This is a genomic window from Pseudonocardia xinjiangensis, from assembly GCF_050948425.1.
In the GTDB taxonomy this organism is placed as follows: domain Bacteria; phylum Actinomycetota; class Actinomycetes; order Mycobacteriales; family Pseudonocardiaceae; genus Pseudonocardia; species Pseudonocardia xinjiangensis.
The window spans coordinates 7,646,614-7,666,557 of sequence record NZ_CP192009.1; the positions used below are offsets into that span (position 1 = coordinate 7,646,614).

The following is a 19,944-nucleotide window of genomic DNA, read 5'->3' on the forward strand; positions in this document are numbered from 1 at the left end:
ACACCCGGCGGTGCCAGCTGCCGCAGGGCAGTCGGCAGATGACCGGCGGGACGGGGAGGGGGCCGAGTGGAACACGAGACGTCACCGGAGACGACGCACGACCTGCTGCTGTCGTTGGCCGGCCGAGTGGACGACGACCTGCTCGCCTGGGCACGGGAACTGGTCGCGGTCGGCGAGGACGCCCACGCCGTCGAGATCCTCACCGCGAGCCTGATGGCCGCCCGCGTTGTGCTTCCCCCGCCCGCGCGCGCCGCTCTCGTGGCTGCGGCTCGCGCCGCACGCACCGATCTCGACCCGGAGGCCACGCTTCCCCCGCCCGGCCAGGGCGGCCCCTCCGAGCACCTGTTCGAGCCCGGGCCGCCCGATGACATCGTGGCCGCCGCCCTGCTGGCCGTGCCTGCCCGGCAGCTGCAGGGCTGCCGTGTCCTGGTCGCCCACCGCCTGACGCCCGCCGGCTCGGCACCCGGCCCCCTGCCGCATCCGGTGGTGCTGGTGGAGGTCCAGCCGGGGTCCCGGGCCACCGACGTGCTTGCCTACCAGCTCGCCGTCATCCTCGAACGGGCCGGCGTCCCGTCCTCCGTCGAGGTCCTCACCGCGGGCACGCCCGTCTCCGACTACCACGCCGCCGCCCTGCGCCACGCCCGCCCGATCCGGTGGGACGCGGAGGGCGAGCGCAGCACGGGCCGTCCCGACTGGTTGGCCGAGCGCCCACAGCCCGAGCGCACTGCGTCCGAGCGCCCGCTGCCGGACCACCCTCTCGCCGAGCGCCCGGCCTCGGAGCACCCGCTGCCCGAACGCCCGCTGCCCCAGCGCACCGCGTCCGAGCGCCCGGCATCGGAGCACCCCCTGGCCGAGCCCGCCGCCTCGGAGCGCCCCCTTCCCGACCGCCCACTGCCCCAGCGCGCCGCCTCGGAGCGCCCTGCGCCGGAGCGGCCACTGCCCCAGCGCGCCGCGTCCGGGCACCCCGCGGCGGAGCATCCCCTGGCCGAACGCGCTGCCTCGGAGCACCCGCTGCCCGAGCGCCCACTGCCCCAGCGCCCGCTGCCCCAGCGCGACGTGGCCCAGCGCCCTGCGCCGGAGCACCCTCTCGCCGAGCGCCCTGCCTCGGAGCACTCGCTGCCGGAGCACCCACTGCCGCAGCGCACTGCCTCGGAGCGCACTGCCTCGGAGCGCCCGCTGCCTCAGCGTCCTCTGCCCCAGCGCGACGTGGCCCAGCGCGACGTGTCCCAGCGCGCTGCGCCGGAGCACCCGCTGCCCGAACGCGTTACACCGGAGCACCCACTGCCGGAACGCCCACTGCCGGAACGCACTGTCTCGGAGCGCCCACCGCCCGAGCGTGGTGTGGCCGAGCGTGGTGCGTCCGAGCGCCCGCTGCCGGAACGCCCGGTGGCGGAGCGCCCCGCACCCGACGTCGCGCCCCCGCTTCCCAGCAGGCGGCCGGGACGCCACCCGCTGGCAGCACCGCAACCCGACGTCGTCGGCCTGCTGGGCGGCCCGTTGCGTCCGTCCGACGCCCCGGCCGACCCGCGGCCCGCATCACCCGCGCGTCCGCTTCCGCGCCGCACCCCCGCCGCGGGCCCGGAGCCCGTCGACCCGTCGGAGGCGGGCACGGAGTCCATGCCGGCCGTCCAGCCCCGCCCGGCGGGGTCGCCCGCCCCCGAGAACGCGACGCCTCCCGCCGACCAGAACGCGCCTGCCGTCGAGCAGCGGGAGGAGGACCGGCCCCGCCCTTCCGCCGGCCCGCCGGTGCCCGGTCCGATCGCCCGGCCGCGGCCCTCCGCTCCCCACAACCCGCGTCCCACGTTGGCCCCGATCCCGCTGGTGCGCCGCAACCCGGCCCCGCCACCGGTGCACCCGGAAGGCCCCCTCGGGGAACAGGCCACCGAGCCTCCGGCAGCCGAGCCTCCCCCCGAGCGGGTCCTGCATCCGGCCGAACCCGTCGACCCGCCGCACCCGGCACATGAGGAAGCCCGCAACGGCGACCTGTCGCGTGAACTGGGCGAGAGACCTGCCTTCGACGCGCTGAACGACCCCCTCAGCGGGCCGCTGCGTGAACCCCTGCTGGCACCGCTGCTCGACCCGACGATCGACAACGACCCACCGGTCCCTCCCGCGACCAGCACCCCGGGCGGCGTCGACGCCATCGACATCGCGGACAGCGACCCCGCAGGCAGCGAGGCCGTGGACGAGGCCGCAGCACCCGCCGACCCCGCAGGCAGCGACGAGCCGGCGGACAGCGCACCCGTGGGCGCCAACACCGTGGCCGACGACCCCGACCTGGCGCGCGAGCAGGACGACTGGTCGTCCGAGTGGCTCTCGGGATCGTGGGCGATGGCGCCGTCGGACCTCGCCGAGGAGCCGAGCGCCGACGCCGCCGTGGCGGAGGACGACTCCCCCGAGGCGGCACCGCCGCCCGTCGAGCTGGATCGGCGCGAACCCCGTCCGGCGCCCCGACGCATCCCCCGGCACCGCTACGCCGACGAGAACTCCGAGCAGGGCAACCGGGCAGCGGAGCCGGCTGCCGAGCCCACCTGGGAGGAGACGGACCGGCCCGCTCCCGAGCCGGCACCGGTTGCCGAGACCCGTCCCCAGGACGCTCCGGAACCAGAACCCGTCGCGGGGGCGGCCGAGCTCGGGCTGCGCCCGGAGTCGCTGGCGCGGCTCAGCGATGAGGATCGGCAGCTGCTCGCCCGGCTGCAGGCCGAGCTCTCGGAGGGGCGCAGGCCGCGCGTGGTCCGCCGGGCCGGAATCGCCAACGGCTCGGGTTCCAACGGCTCGAGCAGCAACGGCCACAACGGCACGCCGCGGTCCGACCCACCCGATCTGGCCGGCTGAGACCGTCAGTCAGCCTGCGGCGGCGCGGACCTGTTCCACGAGCTCCTGCAGCCGCAGGCCGCGCTCCACGCCGAGTTCCGGTGCCGGACCCGAACCGGTGACGGCGGCGACGAGCTCGTCGAGCAGCGACGCGTAACAGGTGCGCGCGTCGGCGACGCGGCCGGCGAGCCGGTGCGACACCCCCCGGCCGAACACGGCGAACTCGGTCTCCGTGGGATCGATGGGCAGCCGCATCGACATCGTCACGGTGCTCTGGGCCCCGCCCTCGTGCACCAGGCCGAACCGCCACAGGTCGGGCTGGTCGTGGTGCGCCCAGCCGACCGATGCGACCGGGCCGACGGCAGCTTCGAGCATGTCGATCACGTGCGGGCCGACGTCGAGCAGCGCGCCGTTCTCGATCCGCCACGCCGATGTGGAGTACGGGCCGCCGAGCAGCGCTCCGGACAGCCAGCGCGCCGTGGCCACCGTGCCCGGACCGGCCGGGACCGACGGGAGGGCGGCGAGCCAGTCGCGCACGGCCGGGGCGTGGCGCAGCGTCAGCACCATCGAGGAGTGGACCCCCGCCTGCTGCACGGCGGCCACCACCGCACGTGCGTCCTCGACGGAACCGGCGAGCGGCTTCTCGCAGATCATGTGGCGCCCCGCGGCGGCGGCCCGCACGGCCAGCTCGCCCTGCACCTGCGGCGGAACGGCGAAGGCGACGACGTCGACGTCCTCGAGGAGGTCGTCGAACCGGGTGTGCGCACGGGCGCCGAGGTCGGCGGCGAGCTCATCGGCCACTTCCGGTCTGCGGGTCCAGACCGCGGTGATCTCCGCGGCGGGGTGCGCCGCGAGCGCGGGCCCGTGCACCGTCCGGGCCCAAGGGCCACCACCGACCAGGCCAACGCGCAGCTGATCCACGGGACCCATCCTGCCCGGCCCCGGGTTAGTGTCCGTCCATGCCCTCCGAACCCGTCGTTCCGAGGCCCGCGGCGACCGTGCTGCTCGTGCGCGACGCCCCTGCCCCACCGCCCGGGCGCACTCCCCTCCAGGTCTTCCTGCAACGGCGGGTGGCCGAGATGGCCTTCGCGAGCAGCATGACGGTCTTCCCCGGCGGAGGGGTCGACGCAGGGGACCGTGCCGGGCTCGCGTCGTGGGCCGGCCCGGACCCGACGTGGTGGGGCGAGCGGCTCGCGTGCGACACCGAACTGGCCGGTGCTCTCGTGCAGGCCGCGGTGCGGGAGACGTTCGAGGAGTGCGGCGTGCTGCTGGCCACCCCGCAGCTCCCGGCCGACCTGCAGCGGCACCGGTCCGACCTCGTGGCCCGGCGGCAGACGCTGGGGCAGATGCTCGCCGAGACCGGGCTCGTGCTGCGCGCCGACCTCCTCCGGCCGTGGGCGCGCTGGATCACGCCTCCGGCGGTCAAGCGCCGCTACGACACCGTCTTCTTCGTCGCGCTCGTCCCGGACGGCCAGGAGGCCGACGCCCACACGACGGAGGCCGTCGAGGCCGCGTGGTGGTATCCCGCCGAGGCGCTGGAGCACTGGCAGCGCGGGGAGATCGAGCTCATGGCCCCGACGATCCGCACGCTGCAGGAGATCGCCGAGCACCCCGACAGCGCCGCGGTGCTGGCGGCCGCCGACGAGCGCGTGGTGCGGCCGGTCACGCCGGAGGTGCGTCGGGAGGGCGGGAAGGTCGTCGTCGTGCTGCCCGACGATCCCGGCTTCCAGCTGGACGTGGAGCGCATCGTCCCCGGAGGAAGCGCGTGAGCCACCCGGCGTACGGCGAGCTGCGCCCCGTCACGGCACTGGCATCGGTGCTCCTCGCGGAGAACCCGTCGCCGATGACACTGGAGGGCACGAACACCTGGGTGCTGCGCGCTCCCGGCGCGCAGGAGTGCGTCGTCGTCGATCCCGGAGAGGACGACGAGGAGCACCTGGCGCGGGTCGCGGCCCACGGCCCCGTGGCGCTGGTGCTCCTCACCCACCGGCACCACGACCACGCGGGCGGGGCGCGGCGCTTCGCCGAGCTCACCGGGGCACCGGTACGGGCCCTGGACCCCTCGCTCGTGCTGGGCTCGGAGGCGCTCGGGGACGGTGACGTGGTGGCGGCCGCCGGCGTCGAGCTGCGGGTGGTGGGCACGCCGGGACACACGTCGGACTCGCTGTCGTTCCTTCTCGACGGTCCGGGCGACGCCACCGCCGTCCTCACCGGCGACACGATCCTGGGTCGCGGCACCACGGTGATCGCGCATCCCGACGGCGCGCTGGGGCCGTATCTCGGTTCGCTGCGACGGCTCGCCGAGCTGCCCGAGGGCACGACGGTGCTGCCCGGGCACGGCCCCGACCTCCCGGACGCCCCCGCGACGGCCGCGACGTACCTGGCCCACCGCGAGCAGCGGCTCGACCAGGTCCGGGCGGCGCTGGGGCGGCTCGGGCCGGACGCCACGGCGCAGCAGGTGGTTGAACTGGTCTACGCCGACGTCGACCGGACGCTCTGGCCCGCCGCGGAGTGGTCGGTGCGGGCGCAGCTGGAGTACCTGCGCGCGGAGCGCTGAGCCCCGGTCAGGCAGGCACCGAGGCCGGCTCAGCCGACGGGGCGAGCGTGGCCCGGCGCAGCCAGAGCACCACGGCGAGCACCGCGCCCGACGCGCCGCCCGCGAGGAAGGCCGCGGGCGGGCCGGCGGCCTCCACCACGAAGCCCGCGAACGACTGTCCTGCGGCGAGCCCGAGCGTGGCGGCGGTGATCACCCAGCCGAAGGCCTCCGACGCCGTCCCGGCCGGGGTGGCGATCTCGACGGCCATCGAGTGGGCGGTGACCTGCGGGGTGATGACCGCTCCGGCCAGGAGCATCGTCACCACGAGCACGGGCAGCGACTCGAGCGGGCCGGTCAGCGCCATCATCGCGACGAACACCGCGAACACGCCGAGCAGCACCGGCATCCGCAGGTGCAACGGCCGCGGCCATGGCCGCATCCCGTAGATCACCCCTGCGACCACCGAGGCGACCGACCACGCTGACAGCAGCAGGCCTCCCGTGGCGGCCGAGCCCGCCGCGGCCGTCACGGCGGGTACCCCGACCTCGACCGTGCCGACGACGAGCCCGAAGCCCAGCGACGCGAGCGCAACGGTGCGCATGCCGGGCCGGGCCAGCGCACCGAACAGACCGACGGACGAGGCCGGCTGGTCGCCGCGGGCCGCCATGGCGGCGCTCCGGGCCCGGACCGCGGGGGTGAGGGCGAATCCGACCGAACCCACGGCCATCAACGCGACAGCGACCACCACGCCGGTACCGGGCCACGGGGCGGCCACCAGGAACGCGGCGATCGCCGGCCCGAGGATGAAGAAGACCTCCAGGCTGATGGCCTCGTAGCCGTAGGCGGTGTCGCGCAGGCGGCCGGGCGGGACGAGGTCGCTCCACAGTGCCCTGGACGCCCCCGGGAGCGCGGGCTGCACCAGCCCGGCCACCAGGGCCAGCGCCACGAGCACCGGCAGCGGCTGGCCCGTCTCCACCGCGGTCACGAGAGCGGCGCCGGCCACCCCGAACAGCACGGCGACGAGCAGCAGCGGCCACGTGGGCCCGCGCCGGTCCATCACCCGGCCCTGCACCACCGCGCCGATCCCCTCCCCGGCCAGGATACCCGCGGACACGAGGCCCGCGGCGGCGAACGAGCCGGAGGCCCGTTGCACGTAGAGCAGGGTGGCGAGGCCGAACATCGCGATCGGCAGGCGGCCGATCGCGGAGGTGAGCACCGGGCCAGGAGCGCCCGGAGCCGTCAGGACGATTCGGTAGTCGGCGAGGGATGCGGACGAGGACGACACGCGCACCAGCGTGACACATTCTGGTACGTCCGTACCACTTCTTTGTTCCGCACACGAAAAAGCGCTCCCGGCGGGACGCCGGGAGCGCTCGATCGACGGACCGTTACCGGGCCCGGCGGGCCAGCCGCTCGGGCTCGAGGATGAGCACGCTCTTGCCCTCGAGCCGCAGCCAACCCCGGTGTGCGAAGTCGGCCAGAGCCTTGTTGACCGTCTCCCGGCTCGCGCCGACGAGCTGCGCGATCTCCTCCTGGGTGAGGTCGTGGGTGACGCGCAACAGACCCGACTCCTGCGACCCGAACTGGCGCGCGAGCTGCAGCAGCGACTTCGCCACCCGGCCCGGCACGTCGGTGAAGATCAGGTCGGCGAGCATGTTGTTGGTGCGCCGGAGCCGCCGCGCGAGCACGCGCAGCAACTGCTCGGCGATCTCGGGCCGCTTCCCGATCCACTCCCGCAACGCGCTGCGGTCCATCGTGTAGGTGCGCACCTCGGTGACCGCGGTGGCCGACGACGTGCGCGGCCCCGGGTCGAAAATCGACAACTCTCCGAACATGTCGGAGGGCCCGGCCACCATCAGCAGGTTCTCGCGACCATCGGGCGACTTGCGCCCGATCTTCACCTTGCCGCTGCCCACGATGTAGAGCCGATCGCCCGGCTCGCCCTCCGCAAAGATGACGTGTCCCCGTGGGAACTCCGCCGGCTCGAGCGCTTGAGCCAGGGCGTCGGCCGCGTGCGGCTCCACTCCCTGGAAGATCCCCGCGCGGATCAGAACCTCGTCCACTGCACCGCCCCTCGTCCCGGCCGCTCGCACGCGGCGGACCACTGGCGCGCCAGTCTAGGGGGTGCGTCAGACGTGCGTGCCGTCGCAACCGCCCTTCCGTGGGCGCCGCCAGGAGGTTTCGTCACCTATAAGCCCAGTTCAGTACGGTTCGACCGGTCCCAGGTGGAGCCACGGACGGGTCACGCCGCCTTGCTGCGCTTCGGCGACCGCCGCCCCCGCTGGTTGCGGTTGCGCAGGCGGAAGAGCTCGAGCGCCCGCCCGGTGCCCTGCCTGAACAAGGCCCGGACCTCGTCGGGGCGCGGTCGTTCCAGGAGCTCCTCGAGCTCCTCCGGCCGGACAGTGGCCTCCCGTAGCTTGGATTCGACGCGCTCCATTCCGAGCGCGAAGAACATCACCAGCAGTGGCACGAGGACGGACAACCAGGCAGTCATGACGGGTGGATGGTCTCGCACGGGTGATGGGGACCGTCGCGCAGGGGTCGAGCGCGTCGGCGTGTCGATACCACTTCGTGATAATCGCAGTCACGGTGCGTCACGGGCGCTTGCTGACCGGCGCCGTCGCAGCGTGTCGGTGGCGCGCCGTAGGCTCGAAGCGTGACCACCGCTTCGCGGAACGCGGCACGCCTTGCCAAGAGGGTGGCCGACGGGGAGCCGTCCCTCGGCCGGGCCCGGCGGGTCGGACGGATGCTGCGCACCCTTGCCGCCACCCATCCCGACGCACACTGCGAGCTCGACTTCCGCACGCCGCTGGAACTGGCCGTCGCCACGATCCTGTCCGCACAGAGCACCGACAAGCTCGTCAACTCGGTCACCCCGGCCTTGTTCGCGCGCTACCCCACGGCACTCGACTACGCCAAGGCCGACCGCACCGAGCTCGAGGGGCTGATCCACAGCACCGGCTTCTTCCGGAACAAGGCCAGCTCGCTCATCGGGCTGGGAGCCGCCGTCGTCGAGAAGCACGACGGCGTGTTGCCGCACACCCTCGCGGAGCTGGTCGCCCTCCCCGGCATCGGGCGCAAGACGGCCAACGTGATCCTGGGCAACGCCTTCGACGTCCCGGGCATCACCGTCGACACGCACTTCGGCCGTCTCGTGCGGCGCTGGGGCTGGACCCAGGAGGAGGACCCGGTCAAGGTCGAGCACGCGGTGGGAGCGCTCGTGCCGAAGCGCGACTGGACGATCGTGTCCCACCAGGTGATCTTCCACGGCCGCCGGGTCTGCCACGCCCGCAAGCCCGCGTGCGGTGCCTGCACCCTCAGCGCCGACTGCCCCGCCTACGGCACCGGCCCCACCGATCCGATCAAGGCCGCGGCGCTCCTCAAGGGCCCCTCCCGGCCCCACCTGCTCGCCATGGCCGGCATCCCCGACGACGAGGCCCCCGCGCCCGAGCCGACGGGCGAGGGCCAGGACGCGCCATGACGCGGCTCGACCACGGGCTCCACCACCGGTACGACCGCCAGGCGTGTCGGTGAGTCCCACGCGGACCGGGGCCCGGCGGTCCGAGCTGGTCACCACGCTCGTCGTCGTACTGCTGGCAGCGGCAGCCGTGTTCGCGCTGTGGCCGCGCAGCGGATCGGAGCGGCCCTCGCCCGCACAGGATGCGGCGGGACCCACGGCCGTCTCGGTCCCCGACTCCGAGCTCGCGCCGCTGCGTGCCGCCGCCCGCAGCGCACCGTGCCCCACAGGTGGCGGCGCTCCGGCTGCCGGTCCACTGGCCGGCGTCACCGTCCCGTGCCTCGGCGCGCCCGGCTCCGTCGACGTCGGCACGGCCCTCGCCGGCCGTCCGGCCCTCATCAACGTCTGGGCCTCCTGGTGCGGGCCCTGTCGTGACGAGCTGCCCGCGCTGGCCGCCTACGCCGCCCGGCCGGGTGCCGTGCGGGTGCTGGGCATCGACTCCCGGGACGACCCGCGTGCCGCGCTGGCTTTGCTGCGCGACATCCGCGTCACGATCCCGTCCGTCACCGACCCCGACGGCGCACTGCGCGCCGCCCTCGACATCCCGCCCGCGCTTCCCGTGTCCTACGTCGTGCGTGCCGACGGCAGCGTCACCCGGGTGGACCCGCCCGTGCCGTTCCGCAGCGCCGACGACGTCGCGGCGGCCGTGGAGCGCCTGTCGTGACGATGAAGGAGACCAGGCCGTGACGACCCTGCGGCCCGACCGCGCCCCGGGCTGGCTACACCCGCTGCTGGAGAACGTCGGCGACGCCGACGCGGCCACGCTGACCCACCACCACATCCGACCCCCCGCTTCCGGCGGGCGGCGGGCAGCCGTGCTGGTGCTCTTCGGCGAGGATCCGGTGCACGGTCCCGACGTGCTGCTCGTGGAGCGGGCGAGCACCCTGCGCAACCACGCGGGTCAGGTTGCCTTCCCCGGCGGCCGCGCCGACCCGGAGGACCGCGACGCCATCGCCACCGCTCTCCGGGAGGCCGAGGAGGAGACCGGCGTGGAGCCGGCCGGGGTCGCACCGCTGGCCGTGCTGCCCGAGCTGTTCATCCCACCGTCAGGCTTCGTCGTCACCCCCGTGGTCGCCCACTGGGAGCGTCCGGTCGCGGTGCACGCCGTCGACACGGGCGAGACCGCAGCAGTCGTGCGGGTGCCCATCTCGTCGCTGGTCGAGCCCGCCAACCGGCTCCTGGTCCGTAACCCCTCAGGTACCAGCGGTCCCGCGTTCGCCGTTGCGGGGCTGCTCGTCTGGGGTTTTACGGGGGGCTTATTGTCCGCTCTGTTGGATCTGGGGGGCTGGGCGCGCCCCTGGGACACCTCCCGGATGGACGATCTGGGCACAGCGTGGTCCGCGGCACGGGCCGGTCGGCAGGAGGTCGCAGGATCATGAGCGCGGTGCCCCGGGCAGCCGGGCGGGACGCGCGCACGCGAGGTCGCACAACGGATGACCCCGCGCGCGACTCATCGATGCAGCGCCTTCGCGAGGCCCGGCGATGAGTTGGGTCGACGGGGTCGTACTCGGGCTGGCGCTGATCGCGGCGGTGTCCGGGTGGCGCCACGGCATGGCGGTGGCGCTGCTGTCGTTCGTCGGCGTGCTCACCGGCGCGGTTCTCGGAGTGCGGCTGGCGCCGTTGCTGGCCGCAGGCGTGGAGGCGCCCACCACGCGCGTCATCGTCAGCGTCGTCGTGGTGGTGCTGCTGGTCGCGCTCGGCGAGACCACCGGGGTCTTCTTCGGGCGGCGCATCCGCGACCGGATCACCGGCCATCGTTCGCTGCAGGTCGACTCCACGCTGGGCTCGGTGCTGCAGGCCTTCACCGTGGTCATCGCGGCGTGGCTCGTCGCGCTGCCGCTGGCCTCGGCCAGCTTCCCCGGCCTCGCCTCGGGGGTCCGCGGGTCGGAGGTGCTCCGGGCCGTCGACTCGGTGATGCCGGCCGGGGCGAAGGCGCTGCCTGCCGAGCTGCGGCAGCTGCTCAACAACTCCGGCTTCCCCGACGTCCTCAGCCCGTTCGCGGAGACGCCGATCACGGAGGTCGGTCCCCCCGACCCCGCCATCGCGCGGAGCCCCATGATCGAGGACCTGAGCAGCAGCGTGCTCAAGATCCGCGGTCGCGCCCCGTCCTGCGCGCGGCAGCTGGAGGGCACCGGGTTCGTGATCGGGCCCCAGCTCGTCCTGACCAACGCCCACGTCGTCGCCGGCACGTCCGAGACGGGTGTGGAGGTGGTCAACAGGCGCGGGCGCACGGTGGAGCTCACCGCCGAGGTGGTGCTCTACGACCCCCGGGTCGACCTCGCGGTGCTGCGGGTGCCCGATCTGGACGCGAAGCCGCTGACGTTCGACCCGAAGCCCGCCTCTCCGGGCAACGACGCCGTGGTGCTCGGCTATCCGCTGGACGGCCCGTTCACGGCCACACCGGCCAAGATCCGGTCCATGATCAACCTCAAGGGCCCCGACATCTACGACGACGGCGAGGTCACCCGCGAGGTCTACACGGTCCGGGCCGTGGTCCGGTCGGGCAACTCCGGTGGCCCGCTCGTCGCCCCGGACGGCCGCGTGATCGGTGTGGTCTTCGGTGCGGCGCTGGACGACCAGGAGACCGGCTTCGTCCTCACCGTCGACCAGGTGGCGCCCGTGGTGCAGGCCGCGGGCAACCTGCGCTCCGAGGCCGACACGGGCAACTGCGCGGCCTGAGCCCCGGCCGGGGCGGGCGGCTCAGCCGATCGCGGTGACGAACCCGTTTCCGCTGCCGATGACGAGGGCGCCGTCGGCGGTCAGCGCGGGATAGCTGTCCACCGGACCGCCGAGGTCGACGTCGAAGAGTTGCCTGCCGCCGCCGTCGAACCCGTAGGCGTGCCCGTTCTGGCCGCCGAAGTAGAGCCGGTAGGCGCGGTCGACGATCGTCGAGCTCCAGATCTGTCCCGGGACCGGCCCGTAGCGGGCCGTCTCCGCGCCGGTGCGGACGTCGAAGCCGTGGACGACCCCGCTGTGGTCGGCCACGTACGCCAGTCCGGTCGCGGTGACCGCCGGGGACGAGTAGGTGATCACCCTCGGCGCCTTCCACAGCAGCGTGCCGTCGGGGCGGTACGCCCACTCGTTGCTGCCGTTCGTGCCGAGCAGCGCGGTGCCGTCCGGCGCGAGGCCCGCGGACACCTCGGTGATGTCGTCGTGGGGGTCCGACCGCCACGCCACGCGGGCGGACGCCCCCTGGTCGTCGAGGGCCACGAGCGCCGAGTCCGCGGTGGTGTAGATGCGGCCATTCCCGTCGGTGACGACGGACCCGTACGACGTCGTCCCCACGTTCACGTGCCAGGCCACCCAGTGCCCGTCGGGTGCGGAGACGTCGAGCGCGGTGACGGTGCCGGACGAGTCGCCGACGTAGACGCGTTTCCCGTCGACGGTGACCGGCGAGGTGACCTGGGCCGCGAACGGCTCCGACCACAACTGCTGCCCCGTGGAGGAAAGGGCGATCAGGCGGTTGTCCGCCGGGAACAGCACGGTGCCGTCCGGCAGCACCAGCGGGGAGATCGACAGGTCACCGCCGGAGGGCGTACCCGAGTCGTACGTCCATCGATCGGTCCCGTCGACCGGGTTCAGGGCGTGCAGCACACCGCCGTTGGAGGCCACGAAGATCGTGCCGTCGGCCCCCACGACGGGCCCGGGAGTCACCGCCCCCTCCAGCTTGCGCCGCCACCGCACCGCGCCGTTCGTGGGCCCCTCCGCCGTGGACGCCCCCGAGTGCCGGGCGTCGTGCAGGGCGGACGGCCACGGCGCCCAGGACGGCGTGCCCGGTGCTCCCGCCGGCAGCACGATCTTCGCCGGCGGAGCGGGCGGCGGGGGAGCCGCCGCGGGCGCGGCACAGGAGGCGAGCGCCGACACCGCGACCAGCGCCGCTGCGCAGGCCGAGAACCGGGAAAGAGCCATGGCTCGACGCTACGGATCAGGAACGACGGCTCCCGGGTTCTCCGGCTTACCGCTCGCGAACAGATCAGGGCGGCACCGGCCGTCCGAACGGGTGAGGTCGACGTGGTGGGGGTTGGCCGTGGCTGCGGCCCCGCTCACGTCGACCTCGCCCGTTCCAGGGCCCGGGGCCCTCTCCGGTCAGACGTCGCGGGTGATGGTCTGGTCGCGCCCCGGCCCGACGCCGATCGCGCTCACCGGCGCGCCGGTGAGCTCCTCGATGCGGTGCACGTAGGCACGCGCGGCGGCCGGGAGATCGTCGAACGTCCGGCACCCCGAGAGATCCTCGAACCAGCCGGGGAGCTCCTCGTACACCGGCAGGGCGTGGTGCACGTCGGTCTGGGTCATCGGCATCTCGTCGATCCGCTTGCCGTCGACCTCGTAGCCCACGCAGATCGGGACCTTCTCCAGGCCCGACAGCACGTCGAGCTTGGTGAGGAAGAAGTCGGTGATCCCGTTGACCCGCGCGGCGTAGCGGCCGATCACGGCGTCGAACCAGCCGCAGCGGCGGGGCCGTCCGGTGGTGACGCCCACCTCGCCGCCCGCCTTGCGCAGGTGCTCGCCCATGGCGTCGAGCAGCTCCGTGGGGAACGGGCCCGAGCCGACGCGGGTGGTGTAGGCCTTCAGGATCCCGATCACGCGGGTGATCCGGTTGGGGCCGATGCCCGAGCCGACCGCGGCGCCACCCGCCGTCGGGTTCGAGCTGGTGACGAAGGGGTAGGTGCCGTGGTCGACGTCGAGCAGCGTGCCCTGCGAGCCCTCCAGCAGGATCGTCTCCCCCGCCTCGATGGCCTGGTTGAGCAGGAGGCGGGTGTCGGCGATCCGGTCGGCGAACCGGCGGCCGTGGGCGAGCACGGTGTCCACCACCTCGTCGACGTCGAGAGCGCGCCGGTTGTAGACCTTGACCAGCACCTGGTTCTTGAACTCCAGGGCGGCCTCGACCTTCTGGTGGAGGATCTTCTCGTCGAGGACGTCGGCCACCCGGACGCCCACGCGGGCGACCTTGTCCTGGTAGGCGGGCCCGATGCCGCGGCCCGTGGTACCGATCTTGGCCTTGCCCAGGAACCGCTCGGTGACCTTGTCGATGGCCACGTGGTACGGCATGATCAAGTGCGCATCAGCGCTGATGAGCAGGTTGCTGGTGTCCACACCGCGGGCTTCGAGCCCGGACAGCTCGTCGAGCAGCACCCCCGGGTCCACCACCACGCCGTTGCCGATCACGTTGCGCAGGCCGGGCGTGAGGATCCCGGAGGGGATCAGGTGCAGGGCGAAGTCCTGGCCGTCGGGCAGCACCACCGTGTGGCCTGCGTTGTTGCCGCCCTGATACCTCACCACCCACTGCACCTGTCCACCGAGGAGGTCGGTGGCCTTGCCCTTGCCCTCGTCGCCCCACTGGGCGCCGATCAGCACGATCGCCGGCATGTGAAACTCCAGTCCTAGCCACCCGTAGGTGGATACAGCGAGCGCGGCGCGTGCCCCATCACCGCGGCGGGGAGGGTAACCGATCTGGTGAGCACGATCGATTCAACAGTGGTGCTGCTGGCCTGCTCCGACGACGGTCAGGTCACGCGGCTCCCGGTCCACAGTAGTGGGCGCCCCTCGGAGGTGCCCGTGGTCGCACTGCCTGCCCGACCGGACCGCACGGCGATCGACCCCGTCCTCGCCCAGCACGAGCCGCGCCGGGTCGTCGTGGCGGGCACCGACGCCGACCTCGCCGCCGTGCTGGTGCGGCTGCTGCGCACCGACCGGCTGGCCGTCGAGGTGGCGTATCTGCCCTCGGGGCCGTCGGCCGCGGCCACGGCGTGGGGCCTCCCGAGCGGGGCGGACGCGGAGCGGCTCGCCCTCACCGGCACGGCGTCGTCCGTACCGCTCGTCCGGGACGACGGGGGCGGGGTGCTCGTCGGTCGCGCCGAGATCCGGGACATCGACGGCGAGTGCTACTGCGACAACGTGCTGGTGCTGCGTGGCACCGCCCGGCGGCTGGTGGTGGTCGCAGGCCCGGACGGGATCGCCGTCCGGGCGGGCTGGGCCGGACGCACCCCCGACGGCCGCGTGCGGGCCGTGGCGCCACGGGCCCCGCGCGGGCGGGGTTCCGCGCTCGGCCGAGCGGTGCAGGTGGGCTGCCGGCCAGCCACCGTCGTCAGCGACGGCGTGGCGCATCCGCGTCAGGTGCCGCGCTGGACCTGGTACCGGCACATCGAGAACTGGCTACTGGTCCGTCCCTCGATCGGGTGATCACCGCCGTTCCCCGAAACGTGATCGAACCGTGGCGTTAACAAAGCCGGATTAGAACTGTCTGCATGCACTTGAGTCCGCAGGAGCGCGACAAGCTGCTCGTCCACGTCGCGGCGGATGTCGCGCGGTCCCGGCGCGCCCGCGGGCTGCGGATGAACTACCCCGAGGCGGTGGCGCTGATCACCGACCACGTGCTGGAGGGCGCGCGTGACGGTCGCAGCGTGGGGGAGCTCATGTCGAGCGGCCGCGAGGTGCTCACCAGCGACGACGTACTGGACGGGGTAGGCGACATGATCGACTCGGTGCAGGTCGAGGCCACGTTCCCCGACGGCACGAAGCTCGTCACCGTCCACGACCCGATCGTCTGACGTGGCAGGCGGAGCAGCGGCACCGGGCAGCCCCGGCGAGATCATCCCCGGCGAGGGGGCGGTCCCGCTCAACCCGGGTCGCGACCGGATCACCCTCGTCGTCACCAATGCGGCGGACCGCCCCGTCCAGGTCGGGTCGCACTTCCACTTCGCGGCCGTCAACCCCGGGCTCACGTTCGACCGGGCAGCGGCCTGGGGCAGGCACCTCGACATCCCGGCCGGCACGTCGGTGCGCTTCGAGCCGGGCGTCGAGCGCGAGGTGACGCTCGTCCCGCTGGCCGGGGCCCGCCGCGTGCCGGGCCTGCGTGTCGAGTTCGCCGGCGCGCTCGACGAGCGCGGAGCCGAGCCCGGCCCGCTCGCCTACGGAGGACAGCAGTGACGTCGATCGAGCGTGCCCGCTACATCGACCTGTTCGGCCCCACCGTCGGCGACCGCATCCGGCTGGCCGACACGAACCTGCTCATCGAGGTCACCGAGGACCGCAGCCGCGGCGCCGCGTCGGGTGACGAGGTGATCTTCGGCGGCGGCAAGGTGATCCGCGAGTCGATGGGCCAGTCGGCGCGCACGAGCGCGGAGGGCGCTCCCGACCTGGTGATCACCGGCGCCGTCGTGCTCGACCACTGGGGTGTGGTGAAGGCCGACATCGGCATCCGGGACGGGCGGATCGTCGGGATCGGCAAGGCCGGCAACCCCGACACGATGGACGGCGTCGACGACGCGCTGGTGATCGGCCCGTCCACGGAGGTGATCTCCGGCAACGGACGGATCCTCACCGCGGGCGGGATCGACCCCCACGTCCACTTCATCTGCCCGCAGCTCGTCGACACCGCGCTCGCGTCGGGTCTCACCACGCTCGCGGGCGGGGGCACCGGGCCCGCCGACGGCACCAAGGCCACCACCGTGTCGCCCGGGCCGCGCGCGATCTCCCGGATGCTGCAGGCGATGGACCACCTCCCGATCAACGTGCTGCTGATGGGCAAGGGCAACACCACCAGCGCCGAGGCGCTCTGGGAGCAGCTGCGGGCCGGCGCCGGCGGGTTCAAGCTGCACGAGGACTGGGGCACCACCCCGGCGGTGATCGACGCCTGCCTGCGGGTGGCCGACGCGTCCGGTGTGCAGGTGGCGATCCACACCGACACCCTCAACGAGGCGGGCTTCGTCGAGTCCACGCTCGAGGCGATCGCCGGCCGCTCGATCAACGCCTTCCACACCGAGGGCGCGGGCGGCGGGCACGCTCCGGACATCATCGAGGTGGTGGGCCGGGCGAACATCCTGCCGTCGTCGACCAACCCGACGCGCCCGCACACGGTGAACACGATCGACGAGCACCTCGACATGCTCATGGTCTGCCACCACCTCAACCCGGGGGTGCCCGAGGACCTCGCGTTCGCCGAGAGCCGGATCCGCCCCACCACGATCGCCGCGGAGGACGTGCTGCACGACATGGGCGCGATCTCGATGATGAGCTCGGACTCGCAGGCAATGGGCCGCATCGGCGAGGTGATCATCCGGACCTGGCAGACCGCGCACGTCATGAAGGCCGCACGCGGAGCCCTCCCGGGCGACGGGGGCGCCGACAACCTGCGGGCCCGGCGCTACGTCGCGAAGTACACGATCAACCCCGCGATCGCCCACGGGATGGCGCACGAGATCGGCTCCGTGGAGGTCGGCAAGCTCGCCGACCTCGTGCTGTGGGAGCCCAAGTTCTTCGGCGTCCGGCCCGAGCTGGTGCTCAAGGGCGGGTTCATCGCCTGGGCGCAGATGGGTGACGCCAACGCGTCCATCCCGACGCCGCAGCCGGTGCTGCCGCAGCCCATGTTCGGGGCCGCGCCGCTGGTGGCCGCCGACACCAGCGTCAACTTCGTGGCGCAGGCAGCGTTGGACCACGGCGGCCTGGACGGGCTGCGGCTGACCAAGCGGTCCGCCGCCGTGGCCGACACGCGGTCCGTCCGCAAGTCCGACATGATCGCCAACGACGCCACGCCGGACGTGCGGGTGGACCCCGACTCCTTCGCCGTGCGGATCGACGGTGAGCTCGTCGAGCCCGCCCCGGTTGACGTCCTGCCGATGGCCCAGCGCTACTTCCTGTTCTGATGGCGAGCCTCGCGGCTCTCACGCTGGCCGACGCCCGCTTCCCCGGCGGCGGGCACGTCCACTCCGGCGGCGTCGAGGAGGCGGCGGCCCGCGGGCTGATCACCGGGGTGCCCGACCTCGGGTCGTTCCTGTCCGGACGGCTGCGCACCACCGGTCTCGTCGGGGCCGCGTTCGCGGCGGCCGCGGTGGTGGCGGCGACCCGGGCCGACGCCGGCTGGGCGGTGCTCGACGGCGAGCTCGACGCCCGCACGCCGGCAGCCGCCCAGCGCGACGCGTCGCGGGCGCAGGGCCGGGCGGCCCTGCGTGCGGCCCGGCTCTCCTGGCCGTCGCCGGTGCTCGACGCCCTGTGCGCGGTGGCGCCCCGGCCCCACCACGCCCTGCTGGTGGGAGCCGTCGTCGGCATCGACGGCGGCAGCCCGGCCGAAGCCGCCCGGTGCCTGGCGTACCTCGCGGTGAGCGGCCCGGCGTCGGCCGCGGTCCGGCTGCTCGGGCTGGACCCGCTGGCGGTGAACGCCGCGATCGTCGCGCTGCGCCCCGCGCTCGACGCCGTGGTCGCGCAGGCAGCGCAGGCCGCGGCGCTGTCGCCCGACCGGCTGCCCGCGCCGGGCGCGCCGGTGCTCGACCTGATGGCCCAGGCCCACGTTCACCACCACCGGGAGCAGGTGCGTCTCTTTGTCTCCTAAGGAGCCAGTTCATGAGTGCTGACCACGGACACGGCCACGGCCACTCGCTCGACCCGACGGTCACCGAGCCCGACCCGCACGTCCCGCAGGCGCCGTCCGGCCGGGCGGTGCGGATCGGCATCGGCGGCCCGGTGGGCAGCGGCAAGACGGCGCTGGTCGCCGCCCTGGCCCGCACGCTCGGGTCGCGGCTGCGCCTCGGCGTGGTGACCAACGACATCTACACCACCGAGGACGCCGACTTCCTGCGCCGGGCCGGGGTGCTCACCCCCGACCGGATCGAGGCCGTGCAGACGGGCTGCTGCCCGCACACCGCGATCCGCGACGACATCACCGCCAACCTGGACGCCGTCGAGCTGCTGGAGGAGCGGTTCGGCGACCTCGACCTCGTACTCGTGGAGAGCGGCGGCGACAACCTGACGGCCGTGTTCAGCCGCGGGCTGATCGACCGGCAGATCTTCGTCGTCGACGTGGCGGGCGGGGACAAGGTGCCGCGCAAGGGCGGCCCCGGCGTCACCACCGCCGACCTACTCGTGATCAACAAGGTGGATCTCGCCCCGTACGTGGGTGCCGACCTCGAGGTGATGACCTCCGACGCGCACCGGATGCGCGGCGAGCTGCCCGTGATCGCGCAGTCCCTGGTGACCGACCCGGCCGCCTCCGACGTCAGCGAGTGGGTGCTCGCCCAGCTCGCCGCGGTGCGGGTGCCCGCCGCCTGATCGTCGTGCTGGCCAGAGCGCGGATCGTCGTCGAACGGCGCGGCGCGCGCACCGTCGTGCGTGAGCTGCGGTCCCAGCCGCCGCTGACGCTGCTGCCCCAGCGCGGGGCCGTGGCGTCCCGGTCCCCGGCCGCCACCGTGCACATGCTGAGCTCGGCGACCACCCCGCTCGGCGGCGACGACGTGGGGCTCGAGGTCGTCGTCGGGCCGGGGGCGCACCTCGTCCTCACGGGGGTGGCCGCCACGCTCGCCCTGCCCGGGCAGGGGACGTCCGGACCGAGCCGGCTCGTCGTCCGGCTCACCGTCGCTGACGGCGCCGCCGTCCAGTACCTGCCGGAGCCCACCGTGGTCACCCGGCGTGCCGACCACCGTGGCGAGCTGCACGCCGAACTGGGAGCCGGCGCCCGGCTGCGCTGCCGCGAGGTGCTGGTGGCCGGCCGCACCGCGGAGCCGTCGGGGCGCTACCTGGGGCTCACCCGCGTCGTGGACACCGCCACGGCCCGCCCGCTCCTCGTGCAGGAGCAGGAGCTGGGTGATCCGACGCTGCACGCATCGGGCGCCCACCTCGCCGGGCGCCGCGTGCTGGGCACCGAGGTGCTGGTGTGGGGCGAGGACCCGCCCACCGGTCTGGCGGGCGAGTGGTGGTCGCTCAGCCCGCTCGCCGGGCGCGGGTCGCTCGCCACGGCCGTGGGCACCGACGCCGTCACGGCGGGCCGAGGGCTGGCGCTCGCGATCGCCGGCCATCCCGGCTGGGCCGCGACGACGCTCACCTCCGCAGCCCCCTGAGGCTCCGGGCGGATTTGTCGGCCCGTGGCGCTAGGTTCACTCCTCGATGCAGCGGCGTACGGACGAGACGGCGAGCATCCGCCCAAGCACCACCCGGCGGGTCTCGTGGCTCCGGGGCAACCCCGGGGTGCACCACCTCTCTGCGGCATGGCGTCCCGCGCACCCCGGGCACGAACGCAGTGCCGTCAGTGCGCGGCCGACGGGAACACCGGTCGTCGCACGCCGCTGCATCACCACAGGTCCGGCGCGGA

20 protein-coding genes are annotated in these 19,944 nt (G+C 74.1%); 14 read left to right on the forward strand and 6 right to left on the reverse strand.

Annotation, left to right across the window (positions count from 1 at the left end):
• Positions 1-66: 66 nt before the first annotated feature.
• Positions 67-2,835, forward strand: coding sequence for a hypothetical protein (locus ACQPZA_RS36180; protein ID WP_433276990.1), 2,769 nt, complete (start codon positions 67-69; stop codon positions 2,833-2,835).
• Between the two features lie 9 nt (positions 2,836-2,844).
• Here ACQPZA_RS36180 and ACQPZA_RS36185 read toward each other — a convergent pair whose 3' ends face one another.
• On the reverse strand, positions 2,845-3,735 hold the full coding sequence (locus ACQPZA_RS36185) for a Gfo/Idh/MocA family protein (RefSeq protein WP_433276992.1): 891 nt from the start codon (positions 3,733-3,735) through the stop codon (positions 2,845-2,847).
• A gap of 38 nt (positions 3,736-3,773) precedes the next feature.
• Between ACQPZA_RS36185 and ACQPZA_RS36190 the strand changes: the two genes are divergently transcribed.
• Together ACQPZA_RS36190 and ACQPZA_RS36195 are read left to right on the forward strand one after the other, a co-directional pair.
• Positions 3,774-4,583: an NUDIX hydrolase gene (locus ACQPZA_RS36190; RefSeq protein ID WP_433276994.1), complete on the forward strand. Its 810-nt coding sequence runs from the start codon at positions 3,774-3,776 to the stop codon at positions 4,581-4,583.
• Positions 4,580-5,371 (forward strand): MBL fold metallo-hydrolase, encoded by a 792-nt coding sequence (locus ACQPZA_RS36195; protein WP_433276996.1) that lies wholly within the window; start codon positions 4,580-4,582, stop codon positions 5,369-5,371. Before ACQPZA_RS36190 ends, ACQPZA_RS36195 begins: the two co-directional genes overlap by 4 nt.
• A 7-nt stretch (positions 5,372-5,378) precedes the next feature.
• Here the strand turns inward: ACQPZA_RS36195 and ACQPZA_RS36200 are convergent, their stop codons facing one another.
• The 3 genes from ACQPZA_RS36200 to ACQPZA_RS36210 form a co-directional block, all read right to left on the reverse strand.
• Positions 5,379-6,635, reverse strand: coding sequence for an MFS transporter (locus ACQPZA_RS36200; RefSeq protein WP_433276998.1), 1,257 nt, complete (start codon positions 6,633-6,635; stop codon positions 5,379-5,381).
• A 103-nt stretch (positions 6,636-6,738) separates the two neighbouring features.
• Complete coding sequence (locus ACQPZA_RS36205) at positions 6,739-7,413, reverse strand: Crp/Fnr family transcriptional regulator (protein WP_169398011.1); 675 nt, start codon at positions 7,411-7,413, stop codon at positions 6,739-6,741.
• Between the two features lie 179 nt (positions 7,414-7,592).
• Positions 7,593-7,844, reverse strand: a complete 252-nt coding sequence (locus ACQPZA_RS36210; RefSeq protein WP_169398010.1) for a hypothetical protein — start codon at positions 7,842-7,844, stop codon at positions 7,593-7,595.
• 252 nt (positions 7,845-8,096) lie between these two features.
• Between ACQPZA_RS36210 and nth the strand changes: the two genes are divergently transcribed.
• The 4 genes from nth (at position 8,097) to ACQPZA_RS36230 (ending at position 11,546) form a co-directional block, all read left to right on the forward strand.
• A complete protein-coding gene (gene nth, locus ACQPZA_RS36215) occupies positions 8,097-8,831 on the forward strand; it encodes an endonuclease III (RefSeq protein ID WP_169398023.1) in 735 nt (244 codons plus the stop codon).
• Positions 8,832-8,880: 49 nt separating this feature from the next.
• Positions 8,881-9,531: a TlpA family protein disulfide reductase gene (locus ACQPZA_RS36220; protein WP_433277001.1), complete on the forward strand. Its 651-nt coding sequence runs from the start codon at positions 8,881-8,883 to the stop codon at positions 9,529-9,531.
• Positions 9,532-9,550: 19 nt separating this feature from the next.
• Positions 9,551-10,246 (forward strand): NUDIX hydrolase, encoded by a 696-nt coding sequence (locus tag ACQPZA_RS36225; RefSeq protein WP_433277003.1) that lies wholly within the window; start codon positions 9,551-9,553, stop codon positions 10,244-10,246.
• Positions 10,247-10,349: 103 nt separating this feature from the next.
• Complete coding sequence (locus ACQPZA_RS36230) at positions 10,350-11,546, forward strand: MarP family serine protease (protein ID WP_169398008.1); 1,197 nt, start codon at positions 10,350-10,352, stop codon at positions 11,544-11,546.
• Between the two features lie 21 nt (positions 11,547-11,567).
• Here ACQPZA_RS36230 and ACQPZA_RS36235 read toward each other — a convergent pair whose 3' ends face one another.
• On the reverse strand, positions 11,568-12,776 hold the full coding sequence (locus tag ACQPZA_RS36235) for a PQQ-binding-like beta-propeller repeat protein (RefSeq protein WP_433277005.1): 1,209 nt from the start codon (positions 12,774-12,776) through the stop codon (positions 11,568-11,570).
• Between the two features lie 177 nt (positions 12,777-12,953).
• Complete coding sequence (locus tag ACQPZA_RS36240) at positions 12,954-14,234, reverse strand: adenylosuccinate synthase (RefSeq protein ID WP_433277007.1); 1,281 nt, start codon at positions 14,232-14,234, stop codon at positions 12,954-12,956.
• Positions 14,235-14,321: 87 nt separating this feature from the next.
• Between ACQPZA_RS36240 and ACQPZA_RS36245 the strand changes: the two genes are divergently transcribed.
• The 7 genes from ACQPZA_RS36245 (at position 14,322) to ACQPZA_RS36275 (ending at position 19,693) form a co-directional block, all read left to right on the forward strand.
• Positions 14,322-15,047: a hypothetical protein gene (locus tag ACQPZA_RS36245; RefSeq protein WP_433277008.1), complete on the forward strand. Its 726-nt coding sequence runs from the start codon at positions 14,322-14,324 to the stop codon at positions 15,045-15,047.
• Between the two features lie 65 nt (positions 15,048-15,112).
• Complete coding sequence (locus ACQPZA_RS36250) at positions 15,113-15,415, forward strand: urease subunit gamma (protein ID WP_433277009.1); 303 nt, start codon at positions 15,113-15,115, stop codon at positions 15,413-15,415.
• A 1-nt stretch (position 15,416) separates the two neighbouring features.
• Positions 15,417-15,794 (forward strand): urease subunit beta, encoded by a 378-nt coding sequence (locus ACQPZA_RS36255; protein WP_169398004.1) that lies wholly within the window; start codon positions 15,417-15,419, stop codon positions 15,792-15,794.
• Complete coding sequence (locus tag ACQPZA_RS36260; RefSeq protein ID WP_169398003.1) at positions 15,791-17,509, forward strand: urease subunit alpha; 1,719 nt, start codon at positions 15,791-15,793, stop codon at positions 17,507-17,509. Before ACQPZA_RS36255 ends, ACQPZA_RS36260 begins: the two co-directional genes overlap by 4 nt.
• A complete protein-coding gene (locus tag ACQPZA_RS36265) occupies positions 17,509-18,192 on the forward strand; it encodes an urease accessory protein UreF (protein WP_433277010.1) in 684 nt (227 codons plus the stop codon). The genes ACQPZA_RS36260 and ACQPZA_RS36265 overlap by 1 nt, the downstream gene beginning before the upstream one ends.
• Positions 18,193-18,203: 11 nt before the next feature.
• On the forward strand, positions 18,204-18,908 hold the full coding sequence (gene ureG / locus ACQPZA_RS36270; RefSeq protein ID WP_433277012.1) for an urease accessory protein UreG: 705 nt from the start codon (positions 18,204-18,206) through the stop codon (positions 18,906-18,908).
• A 5-nt stretch (positions 18,909-18,913) separates the two neighbouring features.
• Positions 18,914-19,693, forward strand: a complete 780-nt coding sequence (locus ACQPZA_RS36275; protein ID WP_433277014.1) for an urease accessory protein UreD — start codon at positions 18,914-18,916, stop codon at positions 19,691-19,693.
• The last annotated feature ends 251 nt before the right edge of the window (positions 19,694-19,944 follow it).

Excerpts from the sequence above, each read along its gene's own strand:
- ACQPZA_RS36190 (WP_433276994.1), top strand. The coding sequence starts at position 3,774 with ATGCCCTCCGAACCCGTCGTTCCGAGGCCCGCGGCGACCGTGCTGCTC.
- ACQPZA_RS36265 (WP_433277010.1), top strand. The coding sequence starts at position 17,509 with ATGGCGAGCCTCGCGGCTCTCACGCTGGCCGACGCCCGCTTCCCCGGC.
- ACQPZA_RS36250 (WP_433277009.1), top strand. The coding sequence starts at position 15,113 with ATGCACTTGAGTCCGCAGGAGCGCGACAAGCTGCTCGTCCACGTCGCG.
- ureG (WP_433277012.1), top strand. The coding sequence starts at position 18,204 with ATGAGTGCTGACCACGGACACGGCCACGGCCACTCGCTCGACCCGACG.
- ACQPZA_RS36235 (WP_433277005.1), bottom strand. The coding sequence starts at position 12,776 with ATGGCTCTTTCCCGGTTCTCGGCCTGCGCAGCGGCGCTGGTCGCGGTG.
- ACQPZA_RS36210 (WP_169398010.1), bottom strand. The coding sequence starts at position 7,844 with ATGACTGCCTGGTTGTCCGTCCTCGTGCCACTGCTGGTGATGTTCTTC.
- ACQPZA_RS36240 (WP_433277007.1), bottom strand. The coding sequence starts at position 14,234 with ATGCCGGCGATCGTGCTGATCGGCGCCCAGTGGGGCGACGAGGGCAAG.
- nth (WP_169398023.1), top strand. The coding sequence starts at position 8,097 with ATGCTGCGCACCCTTGCCGCCACCCATCCCGACGCACACTGCGAGCTC.
- ACQPZA_RS36230 (WP_169398008.1), top strand. The coding sequence starts at position 10,350 with ATGAGTTGGGTCGACGGGGTCGTACTCGGGCTGGCGCTGATCGCGGCG.